Annotated in this window: 24 protein-coding genes and 1 other RNA gene; 17 read left to right on the top strand and 8 right to left on the bottom strand. The window is 45.3% G+C overall.

Translation table 11 applies throughout. The features are described 5' to 3' along the window. Positions 1–2389: beta strand repeat-containing protein (locus tag H740_RS08685; protein WP_002953321.1), on the bottom strand; the 2389-nt coding region annotated here is incomplete at its 3' end. 196 nt (positions 2390–2585) lie between these two features. Between H740_RS08685 and rnpB the strand changes: the two genes are divergently transcribed. Next, positions 2586–2911: RNase P RNA component class A (rnpB, locus tag H740_RS08690), an RNA gene on the top strand. Between the two features lie 235 nt (positions 2912–3146). On the opposite strand, the gene H740_RS08680 is transcribed toward rnpB, so the two are convergent. From H740_RS08680 to H740_RS08660, 5 genes are all read right to left on the bottom strand, one after another. After that, the gene (locus tag H740_RS08680) at positions 3147–3563 is read right to left on the bottom strand and encodes a hypothetical protein (RefSeq protein ID WP_002953320.1); all 417 of its coding nucleotides are present in this window, start codon (positions 3561–3563) and stop codon (positions 3147–3149) included. A gap of 70 nt (positions 3564–3633) precedes the next feature. Beyond that, the gene (locus tag H740_RS08675) at positions 3634–3852 is read right to left on the bottom strand and encodes a hypothetical protein (protein WP_002953319.1); all 219 of its coding nucleotides are present in this window, start codon (positions 3850–3852) and stop codon (positions 3634–3636) included. Further along, positions 3839–4231 (bottom strand): flagellar export chaperone FliS, encoded by a 393-nt coding sequence (gene fliS / locus H740_RS08670; RefSeq protein WP_002953318.1) that lies wholly within the window; start codon positions 4229–4231, stop codon positions 3839–3841. The genes H740_RS08675 and fliS overlap by 14 nt, the downstream gene beginning before the upstream one ends. Positions 4232–4242: 11 nt before the next feature. Next, the gene (gene fliD, locus H740_RS08665) at positions 4243–5976 is read right to left on the bottom strand and encodes a flagellar filament capping protein FliD (protein WP_002953317.1); all 1734 of its coding nucleotides are present in this window, start codon (positions 5974–5976) and stop codon (positions 4243–4245) included. A 2-nt stretch (positions 5977–5978) separates the two neighbouring features. Then, positions 5979–6350 (bottom strand): FlaG family protein, encoded by a 372-nt coding sequence (locus tag H740_RS08660; protein WP_002953315.1) that lies wholly within the window; start codon positions 6348–6350, stop codon positions 5979–5981. Between the two features lie 147 nt (positions 6351–6497). Between H740_RS08660 and H740_RS08655 the strand changes: the two genes are divergently transcribed. The 16 genes from H740_RS08655 to H740_RS08575 all read left to right on the top strand — a co-directional run bounded on the left by H740_RS08655 (position 6498) and on the right by H740_RS08575 (position 20950). Continuing rightward, positions 6498–6884, top strand: coding sequence for a hypothetical protein (locus tag H740_RS08655; protein WP_002953314.1), 387 nt, complete (start codon positions 6498–6500; stop codon positions 6882–6884). After that, positions 6881–7447 carry a 16S rRNA (guanine(966)-N(2))-methyltransferase RsmD gene (gene rsmD / locus H740_RS08650; protein ID WP_002953312.1) on the top strand — a complete coding sequence of 189 codons (567 nt, stop codon included), beginning with the start codon at positions 6881–6883 and terminating at the stop codon, positions 7445–7447. The genes H740_RS08655 and rsmD overlap by 4 nt, the downstream gene beginning before the upstream one ends. 66 nt (positions 7448–7513) lie before the next feature. Further along, positions 7514–8566 carry a flagellar basal body P-ring protein FlgI gene (locus tag H740_RS08645; protein WP_002953311.1) on the top strand — a complete coding sequence of 351 codons (1053 nt, stop codon included), beginning with the start codon at positions 7514–7516 and terminating at the stop codon, positions 8564–8566. Beyond that, complete coding sequence (locus tag H740_RS08640) at positions 8566–8877, top strand: rod-binding protein (RefSeq protein ID WP_002953310.1); 312 nt, start codon at positions 8566–8568, stop codon at positions 8875–8877. The genes H740_RS08645 and H740_RS08640 overlap by 1 nt, the downstream gene beginning before the upstream one ends. 53 nt (positions 8878–8930) lie before the next feature. Next, positions 8931–9134, top strand: a complete 204-nt coding sequence (locus H740_RS08635; protein ID WP_002953309.1) for a flagellar biosynthesis anti-sigma factor FlgM — start codon at positions 8931–8933, stop codon at positions 9132–9134. Positions 9135–9169: 35 nt separating this feature from the next. Further along, the gene (flgN, locus tag H740_RS08630; RefSeq protein WP_002953308.1) at positions 9170–9601 is read left to right on the top strand and encodes a flagellar export chaperone FlgN; all 432 of its coding nucleotides are present in this window, start codon (positions 9170–9172) and stop codon (positions 9599–9601) included. A 3-nt stretch (positions 9602–9604) separates the two neighbouring features. Beyond that, on the top strand, positions 9605–11458 hold the full coding sequence (gene flgK / locus H740_RS08625) for a flagellar hook-associated protein FlgK (RefSeq protein WP_002953307.1): 1854 nt from the start codon (positions 9605–9607) through the stop codon (positions 11456–11458). Positions 11459–11512: 54 nt separating this feature from the next. Next, a complete protein-coding gene (locus tag H740_RS08620; protein ID WP_002953304.1) occupies positions 11513–12274 on the top strand; it encodes a TIGR02757 family protein in 762 nt (253 codons plus the stop codon). Positions 12275–12410: 136 nt separating this feature from the next. Beyond that, positions 12411–12959 (top strand): superoxide dismutase family protein, encoded by a 549-nt coding sequence (locus H740_RS08615; protein WP_002953300.1) that lies wholly within the window; start codon positions 12411–12413, stop codon positions 12957–12959. A gap of 92 nt (positions 12960–13051) precedes the next feature. Further along, complete coding sequence (locus H740_RS11745; RefSeq protein WP_156318417.1) at positions 13052–13216, top strand: hypothetical protein; 165 nt, start codon at positions 13052–13054, stop codon at positions 13214–13216. 189 nt (positions 13217–13405) lie between these two features. Further along, positions 13406–14173: a TSUP family transporter gene (locus tag H740_RS08610; RefSeq protein ID WP_002953299.1), complete on the top strand. Its 768-nt coding sequence runs from the start codon at positions 13406–13408 to the stop codon at positions 14171–14173. Between the two features lie 147 nt (positions 14174–14320). Further along, positions 14321–15028: a F0F1 ATP synthase subunit A gene (locus H740_RS08605; RefSeq protein WP_002953298.1), complete on the top strand. Its 708-nt coding sequence runs from the start codon at positions 14321–14323 to the stop codon at positions 15026–15028. A 126-nt stretch (positions 15029–15154) separates the two neighbouring features. After that, entirely contained in the window at positions 15155–16576 is a 1422-nt protein-coding gene (gene gatB, locus H740_RS08600) for an Asp-tRNA(Asn)/Glu-tRNA(Gln) amidotransferase subunit GatB (protein WP_002953297.1), read from the top strand. Positions 16577–16795: 219 nt separating this feature from the next. Next, a complete protein-coding gene (locus tag H740_RS08595) occupies positions 16796–17686 on the top strand; it encodes an NAD(P)H-dependent glycerol-3-phosphate dehydrogenase (RefSeq protein ID WP_002953296.1) in 891 nt (296 codons plus the stop codon). A gap of 474 nt (positions 17687–18160) precedes the next feature. Beyond that, positions 18161–19246, top strand: a complete 1086-nt coding sequence (locus H740_RS08585; RefSeq protein ID WP_002953294.1) for a glycoside hydrolase family 3 N-terminal domain-containing protein — start codon at positions 18161–18163, stop codon at positions 19244–19246. Positions 19247–19630: 384 nt separating this feature from the next. Next, positions 19631–20950: an amidohydrolase gene (locus tag H740_RS08575; RefSeq protein WP_002953292.1), complete on the top strand. Its 1320-nt coding sequence runs from the start codon at positions 19631–19633 to the stop codon at positions 20948–20950. Between the two features lie 304 nt (positions 20951–21254). Here H740_RS08575 and H740_RS08570 read toward each other — a convergent pair whose 3' ends face one another. Further along, positions 21255–22220, bottom strand: coding sequence for a hypothetical protein (locus H740_RS08570; protein ID WP_002953291.1), 966 nt, complete (start codon positions 22218–22220; stop codon positions 21255–21257). 163 nt (positions 22221–22383) lie between these two features. Next, positions 22384–23176: dihydroorotase (locus H740_RS08565; protein WP_002953290.1), on the bottom strand; the 793-nt coding region annotated here is incomplete at its 5' end.

The raw sequence follows: 23176 nt of genomic DNA, 5'->3' as shown, positions 1-23176 counted from the left end.
CGTTGGTGGTGTCGATATCTAGCCCGCCGAAATTCTGCGGCGCGTTTGGATCCTCGCCTACGTCGATAACAGGATCGCCCGCAGGGCCGCTATATTTGCCGACCTCGCCGTTATCGAATGCTCCAGTGATAGTGCGGTCGGTTTTCTTTTTGCCTTGGATTACGATGGATTTTCCGTCGTCATCTTTCATTAAGCCCTTTAAATTCATTGAGTAGGTAGTAGCGTTTTTGATCGTAAATACGTTATCGGTGCGCTTAGTTGTTTGCGTTTCGTCAAAGCCGGCAAATCCGTTTTCATTGTGGATCAGATAGCGCTTCTCGCTGTCGCCTATCGCATAAGTATCTACATTATAATCGGTGCCGTCAAGTTGAAATTTAGCATTATTGATATCGGTTTGAGCTCCGCCCGTGATTTGAAGGGCGGCTTTGCTTGCATCGGAATTCGCATTTGATATACTTAATAAATTTAAAACGTCAAATCTAGCGATATTGCCCGCCTTATTAGGATTAACGGCGTTTGAATCATTTATCAAAGTATTGCCGCTACCGCTACCGCTACCGAATAATCCGTAAATCGTGCCGGTAACCGTGCTATTCGTTAAATTTACCATATTATTACTGCTGCCCGCAGCGGTAGCCTCCGCGCCATAAACTACTCCGTTTATCGTAGAGCTTTGCAAAACTACCGTATTGTTGGATGCAGAGCCCGCCATAGCGTTACCGCCTTTTACTTGGCTATTTCCATTGACCGTGGAATCTAGCAAGGATAAGGTGTTTTGTACGGCATTACCGTTTGAGGTAGTTCCGCCCGAAACGTGGTTGTTGATAGTCGCTCCGGCTGTGAAGAATTCATTACCGCTGGCGCCTTGCTCGCCGCGTCCGCCCAGAGCAGGACCGTTTAGCGTTCCGCCGGTTACTTGCACGTGATTATTTTTCGCCGTGCCCGAGCCGCTGCCGATTTTATTAGTTCCGCCGATTATTTGAAAGACGCTTTTTCCGGTTAAATCAGCTACTACCCAGTTAGCCTCAGCCTTGCCTTTTTCGCTTCTACCGCCGATGATATCGCGACCTACCGTAGCACCTTGTTTGACTTCTACTTTGTTTGCTTCGACGTTTCCGCTAATGCTACTTCCGCCGATAGCGTCATGTTTTACTTCGCCGCCATCTAATAACACATAGCTTTTTGAAATTTTACCGCTTTGGGTAAGTCCGCCATAAGCGCTGTCGCCAACTTTACCGCCTGTCATTTTGACGTAGCTTTCGGTTATGTCTCCATTGATGTTACGGAAGCCGTAGGCATTGCCCTTTATGTCGCCGCCGCTTATTTCGGCGTAATCATTCTCGCTCGTAGCGACGTGAGTAAGAGTTGGGTATGAGCCAGCATAACCGCCTTGTACATCGCCCATAACTGTTCCGCCGCTAATTTTAGAGTAATTGTTTTTTGAGACGGCGGCCATATATGAGCCCGTAGTAGATTCGACTTGTCCGTTTTGTAAAATTACGTAGTTTCCTATTGCTGTAGATTTGCCACCGACACTGATGTCTTGTTTTGTGGCGTTGGCGCCGGTTATATTTCGAAGTTTGGCGCCGGCATTATTTATGACGACATGGTTCCCCTCTAAGGTGCTTTCATGTTCTGGGGATACGGATACTGCGCCATCCATTTCTTGACCATCGTTTAAGACTATGGCGCCGGTGATATGAACGCTATTGCCTTTTGCTTCTTTTCCTTGATTTATGGTGGCGCCTTCTATTCTGCCATTATTTATCGTAGCTGCACCGGCTATATTTACGGTATTGTTGTTTGCAGAATTGCCATACCCAGCTCGACCTCCCGACACCATAGCTTCATCAAAGTAGGTTATACCATCGTTATCTCCGATTATATGGCTATCGCCTTCGATATTTACGGTGTTGCCGATAGCATCTCCCGCATGCGCCGACTGTCCCGCCCAGGTGCCGTTTCCGCCTAGGACGGCTCGTTTAACGGTTGCATCTATTATACTTACGGTGTTGCCTGTTGCGCCTTTGCTTTCGCCGCCTATTATAGTAGTAACGGTGGCGCCGTTTTGAACGACGATCTTGTTTCGGTCGGCAGAAGTCGTAGGTGTAACGGCAGGATCGCCAATGCCGCCGCCGTATATAGTGTATGAAGACATATCTGTGCCGCTAGAATCACCGGTAATAGTTACTATATGATCGCTGGAGCCGCCAGATACTACGCCCTCGTAACCGCCAGAGTAATAAGTGCCGCTTGAATGATGCAAGCTGTTGCTACCGCCGCCGGTTACTGTTGCTGTTGCGTTTTCGGCTAAAGCTTGCGAAGGGGCAATCGCTAAGCATGCTGCTAAACTTAAACTATAAATAATTGGTATCTTAATATCTTTCATAATCCATAATCTTTTGTAAAAAATAAAAACTTTCCATTATACACTAAAATTATAAATTTACAAAAAATTTAGAAATCAGGGTGGCTGGCTGGCATATTGTGGCTGTGAAGTGATTTTGTTAGAGTTTAAGTAATTCAAATAAATACTTTAGGATTAAAAAGCTATCCTTAAACCCCAAAAAGCTATAATCGTCCCCAAGGTATGGCAAGTGATTGCTTTTGTGTAGGCAAAAGAGGAAAGTCCGAGCTGCAATAAGACGGAGTTCCATCTAACGGATGGCTGGGGCGACCCAAGGGACAGTGTAACAGAAAGCAGACTGCCGCTTCGGCGGTAAAGGTGAAACGGCGGGGTAAGAGCCCACCAGCGCGGCGTGCAAGCGCGGCGGCTATATAAACCCAACTCGCAGCAAGAAGGGATGGTTTTGAGTCTTATGTCAAACCCTTCGCTAGAGCCAAATTGTAAAATTTGGAGTAGATAAATAATCACTCACGACAGAACTCGGCTTATCGCCATGCCTTTTTTACTACTTTTATTTCATCAAATTTTAGCTAGATTGGATATTTTAAATTTTCGGGTTTTACTGCGATAAACTGATATCTTGACGGCATGTTTGCGAGGCTTGGGCAAATTTAAGGCGAGATTTGTAGCGAGCAGCTGAGTAAAATTTGGTCAAATTTGACGAGGTGGAATCGGTTTTAAAATTGATGGCTGCGGACAGGGTTTAAATTTGAAACGGCGTAAGGCGCGTTTTTGGAGCCTAAATATCCCAAATTTCTAAAATTTGCGGACACGCAGCGCTAACAGCTAGCTTAAATTTAGATTTTTGTTCGTCGCTTGGTTCGTCTATGGTCTCAAATTTTCCAAATAGCTCGGCGATCTCAAGCCAGCCTGCTATATCCAGATCAAATTTAACCAAATTTGACGCGCAAAGATAACCCGCGTCATGATCGTAAAAAGCAACCTTGCCGTCATCTAAACAGACAAGCCAAAGATCGCCTACGCCGGTATCTGCAAAGATATAAAACTCGCGCACTATCTCGCTCTCGCCCTCAAAGACAAACTTCGCTTCATCGTTAAATTTGACTAGTTCGTGCTCCTTTAGCACTCTAAAGTCACCCGCTATATCCGCGCCGAGTCTATTTTTTAAAGCGTCCTTTATGGCGTTTTTCGTCATATTTTTACTTCCGTTGGATAAAATTTAGAAGGGAATTTGAGATAAAAGCGCCGTAAATTTGAGAAATTATCTACGACGCTATGTATTTTTTTACGTTTTTTAGTTTTTCTAGCTCTTTGCCGAGCTCGGTTCTGTTTTTTTGTATCAAATTTATCGCTGCGCCCAGAAGCTCCTGAGCTTGCAGGGCGTCCTCTAGGCTGTCAAATTTACTAGGCGTCTCATTAGCTAGCGCCGAGATAGCCTCCGCGTCATCGTTAGCGACGGCTATTTTTAGCTCATCCAGCCACATCGGCTTGTCCTGCGCTTGTCGTCTCTTTCCATGCTTCAAGTAGCTGCTTGGTTACGCTTACGACTTCGTTTAGGCTCTGTTCGTCGTTGTTTATATTTGCCATCGACAGCAGCTGGATCTGCCTCGTATAAAGCCCGCTTAGATAGTGCGCGACGCTACCTTGGTTGTAGTCTAGCGAGTTTAAAAGCTCGATAAAGATGGCGTTCGTGCGGTTTATAAAATATACTTTTTTCTCCACGTCGTTATCTTGCATCGCTTTTCTAGCTCTAAAAATAAATCTCAAAACGCCCTCGTAAAGCATCTCGATGAGCTTAGTAGGCGACTCGATGCCGCCTACCGCGTTTTGCGAATACGCCGCGTGTGCAGTGTTGTATTGCATAAATTTACCTTTTATTTCTTATTATATTCGGCTTCGATCATCGATTTTAGCGACGAAAAGTCGTTGTTTAGCTTACTGATGATCTTGTCGTACGCCAAAAATCGCTCTTCCATCGTGGCGTATTTTGCATCCAGCGACTTTTGCGTTTTTTCTTTTTCGGCATCGAGCGTTTTTTTCTCCTCGATCAGGCTTTGTCCGTATTTGGTTAAAGAGCCGTTTTTTGAGTTGATTAGCCCGTCTACCGCTTTTTTAGTCGATGCAAATATCCCGTTTACGGTCGTGTTTTTCGGCGTTACGGTTGATTCGCTAAAGCCAACTGCATTTAGCGCCGCGGTAGAGCCTTTTACATCTATGGCGGTGCCGTTTGTGGTTTTTAGCATGATGCCGTCTTCGTTTGCGGTTAGCGTCGCCTGTACGCCCGATATTCCGGCATCGTTTATGGCTTTTAGTAGCGCCAGAGCGTTTTGTTTTGACGAATTTGACGCAGGCGTAGCGGCTAAATTTATCTTTTTGCCGTTTATCACTAGATCGTCGCCGCCGATAGTGAGCGCGCCGCTATCTACCGGTTTTGAGCTAAGAACTTGAGCCGTGCCGTAGGTGGTGCCGCCGGCAAATATCTTTTGGACGCTTTGCAAATCCTCATCTAGTTTTTTGCCGAGTTTTGAGCTATCTAGCTCTAGCAAACCTTCTTTATTTAGGCTTAGACCGTAGTCGGCTAAATTTGCCGTCTTTGTTACGTTATCTTTCGTGTAGGTCTGATTACCGAATAAAATTTTATTTAGCGTCGATTTTATCGTATTTATCTCGCTCACACCTTGGAAGGTGCCTGATTTTTTCGTGTCCGAATCATAATCGGTAGCGACTTTTAGGTTGTTTACGAGATTATTATACGCCGTTACCATGCTTTGCATGCTTTCTTTTATAGCGCTCGTGTCCTCTTTGACGCTAAAAGTCGTCTTACCGGTATCTTTTAGCTTTATAGTCATTCCTAAATTTAGATCTTTTACCTCGTTGCCGCTTCGTTTTATCGTGATGCCGTTGTAGACGAACTCGGAGTCTTGCGCGGTTGAGATTTTGTTGTTTGCGATATTTGCGCTATCCCAGCCTAATTTTTGCAAAACGTCGTTTGCACCGCTTAGAGCATTCCCGTCATCATCGACGTTAGTTATCTCGACTTTATTTTCCGCACCCGTTTCTTTTGACTGCAAGATGAGCTGATACGGATCTTCGCCGCCCACTTTCATCGCTTTTGCCGAGACGGCGCCGTTTGTGACCTCGTTTATTTTATCGGCTAGTTCTTCTAGCGTAGTCGAGCTTTTAACCTCGATTTTATAGGTTTGGCCTCCGACTTTTACGCCAAAGGTTCCGTTTTTGCCGATAAACGAGCTTGAGGTGGCAAATTTAGTGCTTTGATAAACGTCTTTTTTAGCTAGTTGTTTAACGTCTATCTCGATATCTTGCACCGCGACGCCCGAGCTTACGCTTATATCGGCGCTTTTGCCGTCCGAGCTAGTCGTTCTTTTTTGATATGAGCTATCGTCTGCTAGAGTAGAAACTGAGGAGCGAAATGTACCGATCAGCGTTTTTAGAGCGGTCAGATCCTTTTGTTTTGTAGCGTTTGCCGTGATTTTGGTGCTTACGGGTTTTATCTGACCCGCTTCGTCGGCGGCTTTTAGCTTATCTATAACCTCTTGTGTTAAAACCTGGCTACCAAAGCCAAGCGAAGAAACTTTACCTAGCGCCATTTTTAGCTCTCCTTGTCAAATAAAACTCCGACTGCCTCTCTAAAATATTCGCTTAATTTCATTGCTTGTTCAGTCGGGATTTTGCGGATCACGTCGCCGGTTTTCATCTCCATTACGTTTACGTACATGGCTTCTATCTTGTCGTTGTAGCCAAAACGTATGCTAGTGCCTAGATCTTCCATTTGTCTATTTAGCTTTTCGGTGGCTTCTTTTACTTTTTCATTTAGCGTTTCGTTATTTTGCTCGGTTAAATTTTGGGTTGCGTCTTGCTGGATCTGCGTCCTTTCGACCTCTCTAGTTTGCGTAGAGCTTTGTGCGTGCGAGCTTGTAGCTACGTTTGCCATCGGCTGGCTCGCTACTTTGAAAATTTCCATATTTTCTCCTTTAAATATTTGCTAGCTTCTATATCGTCAAATTTGTAAATTTTTTTAGCCCCGTTTGGGAAAATTTTTGCTTAATTTAAATTTTCGCATAAATTTGTTAAAATTCAGCCTAAATCAAGGCGAGAAAAAGGAGAATTCGTGAAAATTTCGTTTGAATGCGACTGCATTTTGCTTGAGGAGTCGCTAAGGCTATTTTTGAGGGATTTTATCTCGCCTAGAAAAGATTGTGATTTTATCGTGGCGGACAAAAAAATCGAGGCTAAAAAGCCGGTTTTCATGATCGCCGAGCGTTCGCCGCATCTAAAAATCCCTTTTAGTAAAGAAGCCCTTATCTCTGCGCTTGAGGAGTTTTACTCGGCGATTCAGTTTTCGGAGCCCATTGCACCCTCTCGCACAACCTCGCCCGCATTTGTTATAAAAGAAGAAGCCGCGCCGCAAAACGGCTCAAATTTGGAGCTTGAAGTTTCAAATTTGATGGATAAATTTAAAGAAGAGCTGCTGGCTATATTAAGGAAAGCTCGTTGAAAAATCTCTACGCTACGATCTCAAGCGGCAAATTTAAAGGTAAAAAGCTGCTTTTGCCCTCGCTGCAAACTACAAGAAGCACTAAAAACATCGTAAAAGGCTCATTTTTCGACTCGTTTCGCTACGAGCTAGCGGGCAAGGTTTTTGTCGAGGCTTTTGGCGGTAGCGCGTTGATGGCCGCAGAAGCGCTAAGCAACGGCGCAGCAAAGGCCTACGCGGTAGAAATCGACAAAAACGCCTATAAAATCGCCTTGCAAAACGCTAAACTTATCGGCGATGAGCTTGAGGTCGTAAACGGCGATACTTTTGAGATGACGCCAGCTATCGTCGCGAGGCAAAATTTGCCCGTTATTTTGTACCTAGATCCGCCTTTTGATATCAGAGACGGCTTTGCGGACGTTTATGAAAAGTGCGTAAATTTGGCGCGAAATTTGCCCAAAGATAAAATTTATCTGATCGCTTTCGAGCATGCTAGCCATCTAAATTTATCCGAAAATATCGGCGCATTTACGCTTTTAAAATCTAAAAAATTCGGAAACACCTCGCTTAGCTATTACTCTTAAGTTCTTGCATCAAATTTGGAATACTAATTGCTTTTAGTCCTTGAAAATACAAATTTAAGGACTAAAATGAAACTAGCGACATGCTTGCTAACCCTTGCCATCTCGGCTTTTGCGGCGCAGATAAAGGACATCGCAAACGTCGTGGGCGTGAGGGAAAATCAGCTGATCGGATACGGCCTGGTCGTCGGTCTAAACGGCTCTGGCGACGGTAGCAGCTCGGAGTTTACGATCCAGTCTCTTTCAAACATGCTTCAAAGCGTGAACGTAAAAATAAAGCCCGATGATATCAAATCAAAAAATACCGCCGCGGTAATGGTCATCGCAAAGCTGCCTCCGTTTGCTAGGCAAGGCGACAAGCTCGATGTCGTGATCTCATCTATCGGCGACGCCAAAAGCCTTCAGGGCGGAACGCTTTTGATGACTCCGCTTAAGGGCGTGGACGGCGACATTTACGCTCTAGCGCAAGGCTCGCTAACCATAGGCGGCAAAAGCGCGGCTAGGGGCAATAGCGGCAACCACGTAACCGCGGGCACAATCCCAAGCGGCGCAATCGTTGAGCGCGAGATCGCGTACGATATCTATAATCAAGAAGCGATATTTTTAAGCCTTAAAGAGTCAAATTTCGATACTGCTTCAAACATCCAAAGAGCCGTAAATTTAAACGTAGGCGGCGATAGCGCGGTGGCCGTGGACTCTCGAACGATCAGGATCGCTAAGCCAAACGGCGCAAATATGGTCGATTTCGTAGCTAGGGTGTTAAATTTGGACGTGGATTATAAAGCGTTAGATAAGATCGTAATCGACGAGCGCACGGGCACGATAGTAAGCGGTATAAATATCACCGTTGATCCCGTCGTCATCACGCACGGCGATATCACGATAAAGATAGAGCCTAGCTCATACGACGATATGGCGGCAAATCAGCAAACAATCGATCTGCAAGACGGCGCAGCGGTAGATCCGCTAACTAATATGCTAAAAATCAGCGGCGAAAAAACAACCGTAGCTAGCGTCACAAGGGCATTAAGCAAGATGGGTGCGACTCCTAGCGATATAATCGCGATAATGGAAAATTTAAAACGCGTGGGCGCCATACACGTAGACTTGGAGATAATATAATGTTAAACGTAGACAGTTCGGCGGCTTTAAGCTCGTACAATAAATTTGCCACTAGTTCAATCGAAAATAGGCGCGCTAATAAGCCTCAAAGCGAGCAAGACGCGCTTTTAAAAGAGCAAACCGACGCTTTTGAGGCGTTTTTGGTTAAAAGCGTGCTAGATATCGCGCTAAAGGATGAAAATCCACTATTTGGCAAAGATGCCGGAGACGAGATATATCACTCGATGTATAACGATACTATGAGTAAGGCTCTGAGCGGAAATTTGGGCTTTAGCGAACTTTTATTCAATTATTTGAAAGAAAGGGCTTAAGAAATTTCAAAATTTGCCGATTTAGTTTCTAACAAATCTAAAAAGGCTTGAAAATGATAGGAACTTTGGGAGCTAAACTGGGCATGAGCCCGCAGCAAATCACTCGCTCAAACGACGTAAAAAAGAGCGAAAATATGGAAAAAACACAAGGCAAAGAAGAAAGCAAGGTCGCAAAGATAGCTGAGCAGATCGCGAACGGAACATATAAACTAGATATGTCCAAGACTGCAAAAGCCATTGCCGATACGCTTTTATAAGATTTTTTGTCCTTGCGTAAAAAGAAAGGACAAAAATGCTTAAAAGATATTTGGATGAAGCGATGGGCGTACTAGATGAGCTCATCGCTCAAACTACGGAAGATATAGAAAAGATAAAACTAGCTGATCACAGCAAGGTCGATGATAGCGTCAGACGCAAAAATGAGCTAGTTAAAAAATTTGAATCCGTAAAATCTCTGCTAGATAAAGAGCTTTTAAGAGTCTCAAGGGAAAACGGCGGAGCAAATTTAAGCTCTATCCTTGACGATGAGGTAAAATCATCTCTAGCTCTTATGCGCTCAAAGCTTGAAGAGCTCTACTCAAAAAACAAAGAATACGCAAAATACGTCGTCGGAGTGAAAGAATTTTTCGATAGCTTGCTAAAAAATATGTTCAAAGGCGAGCAAGACGGCGGCTACGACAAAAACGGCCTAAGGCCGGAGAGTTTATTTAAAACGAGGGTTTAAAAAATGGCTAATATATTTTCGTCTTTGCACATCGGTGTGAGCGGTCTGGATGCCGCGCAGACGCAGATCACTACGACCGGACACAACATCACAAACGCCGATAGCGAGCACTACACTAGACAGCGCGTCGTGCAGTCTGCTAGAGAGCCTTTTCACGATATCCCTGGCGATATCGGCAGGGGGACGCAGGTCGATACGGTCGTGCGCGTGCATGACGAATTTACATTCACTAGGCTTCGAACTTCAAATATAAATTTAGAATCAACCGAATACAAAAAGCAAATTTTAGAGGAGATTTCGCAGCGCTTCCCTGATCTGCAAAGCGTTGGCATAGGCAGGGATTTGCAAAATTATTTCAACGCTTGGAACAACCTCGCTTCAAACCCGACCGAGGGCTCACAAAAGATAAATTTGCTAAACAACGCTAACACGCTTTCAACCAGCATCAATAAAGCTAGCGACATGCTAACCAAGATCCAAAAGGACGTGGACTCGCAGATAGAAGTTACCGTAAATGAAATAAATAAATACGCCAAGCAAATCGCGCAGATAAATAAAGAGATCGTGCGCGTCGAGTCCGTGGGCAACACTAGAGCAAACGATCTGCGCGACAAACGCGATCAGCTCGAGCTTGCTATGTCAAAGCTTGCTGGTATAAGCGTATTTAAGGGCGAACTGCAAGGCACTAACGTCGATCCTACCGTAACGGACGTAGGTACGAAGCACCAGATAAATATCTCAGGGTTTAATATAGTTGACGGCGTAACCTATCACCCACTAAAGATAGACAAAATGAACGGCAAGAGCGAATTTAAGGGCGTTTATTTTGAAAGAGAGGACGGCAAAAAGGTCGATCTAAACGGACGTATCCAGGGCGGTAAACTGGGCTCGGCTCTAGATCTGCGCGGACGCAGGATGGATGATAGCGGAGAGTTTCAGGACGGAACGATACAAAAATACATCGACAACCTAAATACCTTCGCCAAAGGCATCATAAGCGAGACGAACAACATCTACGCAAGATCGGCCGTAGAAAACGCCGTAACAGAGGAGATAAAAAACCTAAGCGACTCTAGAACGCTGATGAATTTTAATAACGACATCAAGCACGGTAGCTTTGACGTCGTGGTTTATAATAACCAGGGCCAAGAGGTCGCTCGTAAAACGATCAACATAAACGCCTCGACTTCGATAAACGATAACACTCGCGGCAACTCTATCGTGCGCGACTTTAACTCAGATACCGATGACAACGGCGATAACAACTCGCTAAACGACGTGGATGATTATTTTCAGGCGAGCTATCAGTACGACGCGGCGACGGGCAGGGGTACTTTTGGCGTCATACCAAAAAGAAACGCCGGCGAATACAGCGTCGCTTTTATCGATAAAGGCACGAATTTTCCGGGTATCATCGGGCTAAACAGGGTATTTGAAGGCGATAAAGCTAAAAATATGAGCGTAAAAAGCGAGCTAATGGAAAATCCACACAAGCTAAAAGCCTACTCAAATCCGACTCCGGGCAACAACGAAGTCGCAAACGATATGGTGCAGCTGCAATACAATAAAATCGTGTTTTACTCCAACAAGCACGCGGATAAAGAGGAGAGCATCGAGGGTTACTACCGCTATATCACGTCCGATCTAGCCAGCGAAACTCAGGCAAATAACGACCTAAACGACGCAAATACCGCCATCCACAAGGTTGCAATGTCTGAGCATCAGTCCGTTAGCGGCGTAAATTTAAACGAGGAGCTGACAAACCTCATACGCTTTCAAAGCAGCTACGGCGCGGCGGCTAAAATCATCACGACCGTAGAAAAGATGCTCGATACCTTGCTAACCGTCAAACAATAAATTTAAATTTCTTTTAGCCTTTTTGGTTTAAAATCTCGTCCAAAAAGGCTAAAAATGGACTTAAAAACACTCCTGGATCAAAACGTAATCTCTAAAAATACCCATGCTGATTTGTTTGCCGCCGCCGATCCGCTACAAGTCGCTAGCAAATTTAAAACGCCTGAAATTTCGCTCATCTGCGCGCTTTTTGCTTACGGCAACGCAAAACTAATCGTAAATTTCCTAAATTCGCTCGATTTTTCGCTGCTAGATAAAAGCGAGGAGGAAATCGTTTCAAATTTGACGCGGCACAAATACCGCTTTCAAAGCTGCGAGGACGTGAGGCAGATTTTTATCACCCTTTCACGCCTAAAAAAGCACGGCGATATCGAAAGCACGGTGAGATCTGGCTTTGAGAAAAGCGGCTCGATAATAGACGGTATAAACGAACTCATCAAATTTATTTACTCGCTAAACCCTTACCGCTCGGATGGGTATGAGTTTTTTTTCGGCAAGCCGTACGAAAAAGCGCCGCAAGGCCCGTATAAACGCTATAATATGTTCCTTCGCTGGATGGTGCGAGATAGCGACATCGACCTTGGGCTATTTAAAAGCCTGCCAAAAAGCAAGCTACTCATGCCTCTTGACGTACATACGCACCGAGTTTCGCTAAATTTGGGCTTAATCTCTCGCAAAAGCTATGATTTTAGGGCCGTGCGCGAGCTAACGGACAAGCTTTGTGAATTTGACTCCGCCGATCCGATAAAATACGACTTCGCGCTCTACCGCATCGGTCAAAGCGGCGAACTGGCGCAAATTTTAAGAGAGATGAAGTAAATTTTACGAGTTTTGCTTTACGCGAAACGGCGGCAAATTTAAGCCCTCGCGGCGCATTAAATTTAAGAAAATTTAAAGCCTAAATTAATCAAATTTAGGCTATAGTTACCTTGCAATTACATTTTAAGGAGAAAAAATGAAAAAAATCGTTTTAGCTAGCGCGGCTCTAGGCTTCCTACTCGCTACTAGCGCTCTTGCGCACGAGGAAAAAGCCTTTGATCCAAAGGCCGGCAAGCACCTAGTAGTCACCATGGAGCAACTAAGCGAAAAGGGCAACACGGTCGTGGGCGAGGTTGTAGCGATCGAGACTAACTACGGTGTGGCGTTGTTCCCGAATCTTAAAGGCCTTGAGGGCGGCGCGCACGGATTTCACGTGCATCAAAACGCTGACTGCGGCGCAAATGAAAAAGGTCTAGGCATGAAAGCGGGCGGTCACTGGGATCCAAGCGACACCAAAAAACACTCGTTTGCATGGGACGACAACGGCCACAAGGGCGATTTGCCTGCGCTTTTCGTCGATGCCGAGGGTAATGCGGTTTATCCGGTCCTAGCTCCGAAAATCAAAACAATCGACGAGCTAAAAGGCCACTCGCTAATGATCCACGTCGGCGGCGATAACCACAGCGACCATCCAAAGCCTCTTGGCGGCGGCGGCGCTAGAATGGTTTGCGGCGTTATAAAATAATCTCAAATTCGCCGATTTGCCGCGCTTGGCGGTCGGCGGATTTTTCTTTTTTACTCAAATTTGACGTGATTTAAATTTGCTCTAAAGGCGTTTTGGACGTTAAATTTGATAGCCTTCTTTTTAACCTCGCACCTCTTAAATGTAAATTTATGCACTATTTTACAAACGAAATTTTAAAAACTATGCCAAATTTACCCTTATCAAATTTGACTCAAATTTCGGTATATAAATTTACGAAATTTATTTCAAAACTTTAAAATAAAATCGCCGATCGAACGGCAAATTTTACAAAATGCGCCGCAATCCAAACTGCTAAATTTAACCCTGCTTGGCAAAATTTACTCGCCGCTTTATTAAATTTTAACCGCAATAAAACAAAAAGCCAAATTTTATAAATTTTTAAATTTTTCGTAGTATGATTTTGTTTTTTGAGGGGGGGGGCGGAAATGGACTTTGACTTCGGAGTTACGGCGTATTTGATATTTTTTGCGGCGGCGTTTGCGGCTGGCTTCGTCGATGCGATCGCGGGCGGAGGCGGACTGATCGCGCTACCCACGATCATGGCTATGGGCGTGCCGCCTCACATGGCGCTAGCGACGAACAAGCTTCAAGGCACTTTCGGCAGCTTCACGGCGGCGCTAAATTTCGCCCGAAAAGGCATGATAAATTTCCGCGAAGTTTTTATCGGCATCGTTTTTACTTTTATCGGCGCGTGCGTAGGTACGGTCCTTATCTTGTTTTTGAGCGCCGAATTTTTGCGCGTTATTATCCCATTTTGTTTGATAGCGATTTTCATCTATACGCTTTTGATGCCAAAGGTCGGCGACGAGGACAGAGTCGCCCGCATGAACGCACGAGCTTTTTACGTGATATTTGGCCTAATTTTAGGCTTTTACGACGGATTTTTCGGGCCTGGAGCGGGCAGTTTTTGGACGTTTGCGATGGTTGCGCTCATCGGGCTAAATATGAAAAAAGCCGTCGCGCATACGAAAATACTAAATTTTACCAGCAACATCGTCTCTCTTGTCGTTTTTATCGCGGGCGGACAGATACTTTGGACGGTCGGGCTTTTGATGGGCGTAGGGCAGGTTTTAGGCGCGTATTTTGGCTCAAACATGGTCATGAAAAAGGACGTTAAATTTGTTAGAGTCGTATTTTTGGCCGTCGTGGGCGCGACGATACTAAAGCTTGTTTACGATAGATTTTTCGCGTGAGTGCTGATTTTAAAAAACGACGTAGAAATTTGAGCTAAATTTGACAAAAAAGCTAAAATTTGGGCGAAATTTGAGGTAAGCTTAAAAAACTTTTAACGTTTATTTGGATAAAATTGCCGTTAAATTTCATAAATCTAAGGTTAATCCATGCAAGAAAATTTGTTTTTGTTTACAGGTTGGATCGCTTCTTTGTTTACCGACAACGAGCACGTTATCCACGCGGTAAATTACGCGGGACATCTCGTTTTAGTCGCGATTATCGTACTTATCGTGGCAAAATTTGCAACTAAAAATTTGCAGCTCGTGCCTCGCGGAACCCAAAACATCCTCGAAGCGTATTTAGAAGGCGTCGTATCCATGGGCAAGGACGTGCTAGGCAGCGAAGCGCTATCTAGAAAATACCTGCCGCTAGTCGCCACCATCGGTTTGATCGTATTTGTAAGTAACATAATAGGCATAATACCTGGATTTGAGGCTCCGACTTCGAGCTTAAATTTGACCCTTACTCTAGCGCTCGTGGTTTTCGTGTTTTACCACTACGAAGGTATCCGCGTAAACGGCGTGGTTAAGTATTTTGCTCACTTCATGGGACCAAACAAATGGCTAGCTCCGATAATGTTTATCGTCGAGATCGTTTCGCATCTATCTCGCGTCGTATCGCTTTCTTTCCGACTTTTCGGTAACATCAAGGGTGATGACTTGTTCCTTTTGGTCGTACTTGCTCTTGCGTCTTACGCTGCGCTTCCGGCGTTTGTCTTGCTTACGTTTATGGCGTGCTTGCAAACATTTATCTTTATGATTCTTACTTACGTGTATCTTGCCGGCGCGATTTTGATCAGTCACGACGAGCACTAAAATTTAAATTTACGCGTCCGCCAGCTAAAATACGCTAAAAATCGGCGGGCGCAACCCCTTCTTTTTATCTAACTTAAATAAAAATCCTGCTAAAATAAGCCCTAAATTTTAAATAAAAGGCAAATTATGTTTGAAGTCGTTATCGGGCTTGAGGTTCACACTCAGCTTAATACAAAAACTAAAATTTTCTGCTCTTGCTCCACGAGCTTTGGCGATGAGGCAAATACGCACGTTTGTCCGACCTGCCTGGCGTTACCCGGATCTTTGCCGGTGCTAAACAAAGAAGCCGTGAGAAAGGCGATAAGCTTCGGCGCGGCGGTAAATGCGACTATAAATAAACGCTCGGTTTTTAACCGTAAAAATTACTTTTACCCAGACCTTCCAAAAGCTTATCAAATTTCGCAGTTTGAGATACCGATAGTGGAAAAAGGCGAGCTTTTTATCGACGTAAACGGCGAGAAAAAACGCATCGGTATCACTCGCGCGCACCTTGAGGAGGACGCGGGCAAAAACATTCACGAGAGCGGACAGAGTCTAGTCGATCTAAACCGTGCTGGCACACCGCTGCTTGAGATCGTAAGCGAGCCTGATCTGCGCAGCTCCGACGAGGCGGTTGCATATCTAAAAAAACTGCACTCGATTTTGAGATTTTTAAACATCAGCGATGCTAATATGCAGGAAGGAAGCTTCCGCTGCGACGCTAACGTAAGCATCCGTCCAAAAGGCGACAGCAAGCTTTATACGCGCGTCGAGATTAAAAATTTAAACTCGTTTAGATTTATCCAAAAAGCGATCGACTATGAGGTCGAGCGTCAAAGCGCGGCGTGGGAAGACGGTAAATACGACGAGGAAGTTTATCAAGAAACGCGCCTTTTTGATACCGTAAATTTAGTTACGCGCTCTATGCGAGGCAAGGAAGATAGCGCCGAGTATAGATATTTCCCCGATCCTGATCTGTTGCCCGTCGAGATCCCGGAGGAGATGTATAACGAAGCAATCAAGATCCCCGAGCTTGCCGAACAAAAGGTTGCTAGATACGGACGCGAGCTTGGCGTCAAAGAGGACGACGCGCTGATTTTAACTAGCAGCGTGGAGACGGCGAAGTATTTCGAAGAGCTCGTGGAAGCAAAAATATCGCCGAAACTGGCTGTTACATGGCTCATCGTTGAGCTTTTGGGTCGTCTAAAAAACGGTGCTACGATCGAGACATCGCCAGTAAATTCAACTAAAATGATAGAGCTTTTACGCCGCATAGAAGACGGTACGATAAGCGCTAAGGCGGCAAAAGAGGTGCTTGACTATCTTATGGAAAACGAGGGTAGCGTAGACGCCGTCATCGAAAAATTGGGATTAAAACAAGTCAGCGACGACTCGGCTATCGTAGCAATAATAGATCAAATTTTAAGCGCGAACGCCGATAAGGTCGCCGAGTATAAAAGCGGCAAGGATAAGCTTTTTGGATTTTTCGTCGGTCAGACGATGAAAGAGGGTAAAGGCGCGTTTAACCCAGCAAAAGTAAATGAGCTTTTAAAAGAAAAATTAGGTTAAATTTTGCGTGCGCCGCTATTTTGACGTTATTTGGCGGTGTGGGTTTCTGGGTCAAATTTGGCCCAGAAAGTAAATTTACGGCGTCAAATTTTTATTTTATAGAGACGGGCGGCGCGGTTAAATTTAAGTTGTTTAATTTTCGCAAAAGCAAGGCTTGAGCTTGCAGGCGGGCCGGTCAAATTTAGCTAAAACAAACGTAAATCACAAAAAAGAGAAAAAATGAAAATAGCCATCATTGGAGCGGGGAAGTGGGGTAGCGCGCTTTTTCATGCGCTTTCGCAAAGAAACGACTGCGTCATTAGCTCGCGTAGGCAGCTTGAAGGCGCGCATTTTGTAGGCCTAGAGGAGGCGCTAAAGTGCGATCTGCTCGTCGTTGCCATACCTTCTCAGTCTGTTAGCGGTTGGCTAAAAGAGCATTTTAAAAACTCCGGGCAGAAAATTTTAGTCGCCTCAAAGGGCATCGAGACCTCGAGCCTTCGTTTTTTAGACGAGATTTACGAACAGCACGTAGATGCGGCAAATTTGGCTTTTTTATCGGGCCCTAGCTTTGCTAAAGAGATACAAAACGACCTTCCGTGCGCGCTCGTGATAAACTCCAAAAACGAAGCCCTAGCGCGCGAGATTTCAGGGCTTTTTCCGCAAAATATCAAAGCCTACGCCAGCAGCGACGTTATCGGGGCGGAGATTGCGGGTGCCTATAAAAACGTCATCGCTATCGCGGGCGGTATCTGCGACGGACTCGGGCTTGGCAACAGTGCTCGCGCCAGCCTCATCTCGCGCGGACTTGTGGAGATGGCGAGGTTTGGCGAATATTTCGGTGCACAGCATCAGACCTTTTTGGGGCTTAGCGGCGCGGGCGATCTGTTTCTCACGGCTTCGTCCGTACTATCGCGCAACTACCGCGTGGGTCTGGGGCTTGCTAAAAATGAGAGCCTTAACAAAATCCTAAACGATCTAGGCGAAGTCGCCGAGGGCGTGGATACATCATACGCGATAGAAAAGATCGCCGCCGGTAAGGGCATCTATACGCCTATCGTAAACGAGGTCGCGGCGATGCTGCGCGGCAAAGACGTGCAGGAAAGCCTCAGGGACTTACTAAGTAAAAAATAAAATTTGGTTAAAGTGCGTATTTGCACTAAAGGTGAATTGTGTTTGAAGGACCGCGATTTGCTTTTTTGAGGCTAGATGAAAAATTTAAATAATTACAAAATTTATGCGAAATTTGCAGACTTCTGCATCCGTCAAATTTTAAAACGCTAAATTTAATGCCATTATCTGTCGATATAATTTATGTTATTTTTCGTGACAGTTCAAAAATTTTAACCGATAATGAAAAAGCAAAACAAAAAAGTACCCAGCGTCAATCGCCAAAAATATCTCAATTTTACTTGCAAACGCCGTAGTAAAATATTTTGCAAAGACGATACGATACCGTAAACGACGATATGGACTGCAAAATAGAGATTTGCAACGCGAAATGTGAAATTAGTACCGATTGCTGCGTCAGCTCGCTCCAAATCCTGCCCAAAGTCCTTAAATTTATCCAAAATAGTGTAAAATCCACAAAAACAAAAAAGGAAAAATATGAAAAGAATCATCGTCGCGCTTTTTTCGACGCTGTTTTTAGTGGGTTTACCGACCGCGCTAAACGCTGCCGATGCGCAAGTACAAGAAAAACCGACGCTTCGCAAAATGATAGCCCAAATGATAATGGTAAGCTTTAACGGCTCTGATCCTAAAACCGCCAAAGAAGCCGTCTCGGAGGCCAAATATCAGCGTTTTGGCGGCGTGATGCTACTGGGTAAAAATATCTCGGATAAAAAGAACCTCAAGGCACTAACAAGCGCATTTAAAGAGGCGCAAAAAGGCATTTTCATCGCTATCGACGAGGAGGGCGGGCAGATCACGAGATTTAAGGACAAAAGCGGATTTGAGACCTTTATCTCAGCGCAAAAAGTGGCAAAAACGCTCGATTTAGCCGCTGCGGGCGAGCTTTACGCTAAGATGGCACAGCAGCTAAAAGACGTCGGCGTAAACGTAAATTTCGCTCCCGTGGCCGACGTGCTAAATCCAAAATCCACCATCATCGGCTCGCGCGGTGGGGCGTTTAGTACCGATATAGACGAGGTTTCGCTGTACGCAAGCGAGTTCATGAAGGCTTCGCAAGCTCGCGGTGTGATAGCGGCAATGAAGCACTTTCCAGGTCACGGTAACGTCGAAGCTGACAGCCATACCGCCAAGGTCGTGATCGAAAAATTCGACTACACCGAGCTCAAGCCGTATTTTGACGCGGTTCGCAAAAACGAAGCCAAGATGATAATGGTCGGGCACATCTACCTCATGCAGCGCGACTCCGAGCTACCGGCCTCGCTCTCGCCGGCGATCATCGACGGACTGTTGCGCGGCGAGCTAAAATTTGACGGCGTAGTCATCAGCGACGACATGCTCATGGGCGGACTAAAGGACTTTACGCTGCAAGAAAGGGTGATAAACTTTATCAATGCTGGTGGCGACGTGATGCTCTTTAGCGACTACAAGATAGATGGGCGCAGGACCGCGGAGCTCGTCACTCAGCTGGTCGTGGATGCGGTGGGCGCCAAACAGATACCAAAAGAGCGTATCGAGGAATCCTACGAGCGGATAATAAAACTAAAAGAGGGCTTAAAATAGGCCGCTTGAGGGGCAAATTTGAGTTTTTAACACGGTGACTGAAGTCAAATTTGCCTCTTTGTCTCGTTTTGTAAATTTGAGTTCAAATTTGACGTGCATTTTAAATTTGAACTCAAATTTAACGCCCAAATTTTATTTTAAAATCGCTCTGCCAAAATATAAATTTACCTCGCATTACCCGTACTGCTTTGGCACAAATCGCAGTTTAAAAAACGACCAAAGTATCCACTGGCAAAAAATCAAATTTGCGCCAAACAAGCCGGCTTGCAAAAATCAGCATTAAAATTATCATTATTCGGCTCAAATTTAAGCTTTTAAAATTAATCTTGATGTATAATATATCTTTAAGAAAAATAATAAAAATTCTAAATTTAAGGAGTAAAAATGGACGAGGTAGCAGCAAAAGTCGAAGCGCTAAAAGACGAAATGGTGAAAAATAGGCGGTTTTTTCACTCGCATCCCGAGACCGGTTTTTTCACGTTTTTTACGACGGCAAAGATCGCAAGCGAGCTAAAAAAGCTCGGCTACAGCCTAAAAATGGGACGCGAGATAATGAAGCCCGAAGCTAGAGCGGGACTGGGTAGTGAGAAAGATAAAGAAAAATATCTAGAGCGCGCAAAAAGCCTACTAAGCGCCGATGAGCGCGAGTTTTTGCCCGTGATGGAAGATGGGCTCACGGGTGTGGTGGCCGAGCTTGATACGGGCAGGCCGGGCAAGACGCTTGCGTTTAGATTCGACATCGATGGCGTGGACGTGACCGAGAGCAGGGATGAGACGCACAGACCGTTTAAAGAGGGCTTTAGAGCCGATATAGACGGCATCACGCACGCCTGCGGGCACGACGGGCATATCACGATCGGCCTAGCTATGGCTAAACTCATCGCGCAAAATTTAGATGATTTTAACGGCAAATTTAGATTTATATTTCAAACCGCCGAAGAGGGCACGAGAGGCGCCGTGCCGATGGAGCAAGCAGGCGTGCTAGAGGGCGTAGACTACTTGCTAGGCGGTCACATCGGCTTTCAGGCAAGGACTAGCGGCGGCATCATCTGCGGTACGAACAAGCTTCTTGCGACGTCGAAATTCGATGTAAATTTCACTGGTAGATCGGCTCACGCAGCTGGCGCTCCTCAGGAAGGGGCAAACGCGCTGCTAGCCGCGGCTCAGGCGGCTCTAGCCATGCACGGTATCACGCGTCATGCTGACGGCGTCACGCGTATAAACGTGGGCGTTTTGCGAGCGGGCGAGGGGCGAAACGTCATCGCGCCAAACGGCTACATAGCCTGCGAAACGCGCGGCGAAACGACCGAGCTAAATGAATTTATGTTTCAAAAATGCATGGACATCGTCGCAGGCGTCGCGCAGATGTACGGCGTGCAGTACGACGTGAAGCTAACCGGCGGCACGAGCGGCGGCGATAGCAGCGAGGAGATCACCGATATCTACGAGCATGCCGCGCGCCAGTCGCCTTTTATCAAAGACGAGCTCATCGTACGGGATCTAAATTTCGGCGCTTGCGAGGACTTCGCGCACTTTATGCACGCCGTGCAAAAAGCAGGCGGTAAGAGCGGCTATCTGATGATCGGCACCAAGCTCGCCGCTGGGCATCACAACGGCGCGTTTGACTTTGACGAGAGTGCGCTGCTATCTGGCACGGACGTGTTTTTGCGCTCGGCGTACGCGATAAACGGCAAGGACGCGTGAGGCTAAATTTTGAGTCAAATTTGACGAATTTGCGTCGCTTGCGCTCGGCTTGATCGGTTTTTTATCATCGATTGAGCTGACGCGGCGGCGTGGATTTGTCTGTTGTGGCTTTTAAATTTGGTAAATTTGGCGGGTTGAATAGAGTCGTCGAAACTGTGCGGCGAGAAGGAAAAAAATTAAGCGAAAGATGTGCGCAAAGTCGGTTAAATTCGACTTTGGCAGATTTGGGTTTATTTTTGCGTATAGTCAAGTGCGGAGTGTGATTTTGCTCAAATTCTCCGAAAATTTTAAAAACACGAAAACATTAATTCAAAAAATCCCTCGGTTTATTTACTATCTCGTCGTTTATGTACTCTTCATCGGGATAGCATTTGTCTATTTTTACTCCGCAGGTTTTGTTTAGACGATACATGATCTCTTTCGTCATCCAGTTGTCGCACATCATGACGTCTATGACGTATTTTACATTTCTATCCTTTTCTGCGGCGAAAAACGGATTATTGCCGGCGTAGGCAAAATTTACGACGTTTAGATAGACGCCTATATATTGATTATCGCACGATAGGTTATTTTTTAAGATATCTGCGTAAATAATCCCTTGAGAAGCTAACGCGAGAGTTATGTATAGCGAGCGCAGTATGCTAGAGTTTGTTTCTTCGAGTTCTTTTTTGAGAGATTTGTCTTCGTTTATATCTTTATGATACCGAGAGAGGATCTCGACTATACGCTTGTTTTTGTCTATTGAGCTTTGTTTGACTAAGGCTTTTTTGCTTAGTTCCGCCGCTAGTACCTCAGAATGCCCTTCATATAAAAAACTATGCGAAGTAAAATAGTTCGCTAAAATCGGAACTAGCTTATAGTTTTCTCGGCTTAAATTTGGGTCTTTGAATTTCTTACTATCAAGCTCGATCATCGTTTGATATACGTTGTCTAGCAGGTCGGTTTGTTTTTTATCTACAACGTAGGGGCTTTGATAGTATTTTTCTTTAGGCACGTATCTTTTTCTCACGTAGAAATAAAGATTAAATTTATAGTTCCAAAAAGCTCTTTCGGCATCGTCTTCCGGGATGTATTTTATGTCTTTGTTATAAAGGTAGCTTTGTAGCTTGTTTAGCGGTTTCATTATGGCGCTGTCGGCGTCAAATACGCTATTTAGCATAACTTTATAAAAAAAGACCATATCGTTTAGCACGAAATACTCTCTGGCCTCGGGGTAGACGTCGTTTATATGCTTTCTTCTTTCGGCTTGATAAAAGGATAAATTTATCATGACAAAAACGACTAAAAATATTTTTTAGCGTGCGTTTTTTACGCTGTTTTGAGGGTTGCGTTGAGGCTATATTTTCTTTCAAATTTGCTCCGATTAGTTAAATTTTGCGGCAGCCTTAACCGCCGCAAAGTCAAATTTCAAATTTATGCTAAATTTGATCGGATCATGCTACGACGTTTGGAAACTCAAACACCGTTTTGCCGCTTTTTATCGTGATTACCGCTGCGCCTTTTAGCATTTTGCCTAGCAGCGGGGAGTTTTGGGATTTTGATTTATTTAGGTTTTTGTTGTAGAGATACTCGAAATTTGGATCTATTATTGCGATGTCGGCGAGATAGCCCTCCGCGATCACGCCCTTGTCTTTTAGTTTTAAAATTTTAGCCGCGTTATAGGACGTTAGAGCCGCCATTTTCTCGTAGTCTATCACGCCGTCTCTAACTAGATCTAGCGTCATAGGCACGAGTGTTTGTAGGCCGAGTATTCCAAAAGGCGCCTTGTCGAATTCTAAAAATTTCTCGTCGTTATGGTGCGGGGCGTGGTCGGTAACGATTACATCGATGAGGCCGCTTTTTAGCCCCTCTCTGATCGCCTCTACGTCTGATTTCGTGCGAAGCGGCGGCGACATTTTAAAGTTCGTATCGTAGCCCAGCAGCTCGTCCTCGGTGTAAGTAAAGTGGTGCGGCGTCGCCTCGCAGGTCACGTTTATGCCGGCTGTGCGAGCCTGTGCGATGAGCTTTAGCGACCACTCGGAGCTAACGTGCGCGATGTGGATGTGGCCGCCCGTGAGTTTGGCTAGTAGTAGATCGCGCGAGACCATGATCTCTTCTTGCTCGCGCGGCATGCCCTTGATGCCTAGTATCGCCGAGACGCGGCCCTCGTTCATGTGGCCGCCGCGGCACAGCGAGCAGTCTTGGGAGTGGTTGATGACGAAGCTGCCGAAGTGCTTTGAGTATTCA

This window comes from Campylobacter showae CC57C, assembly GCF_000344295.2.
Taxonomy (GTDB): domain Bacteria; phylum Campylobacterota; class Campylobacteria; order Campylobacterales; family Campylobacteraceae; genus Campylobacter_A; species Campylobacter_A showae_B.
This window is presented reverse-complemented; position numbering and strand designations above follow the sequence as displayed.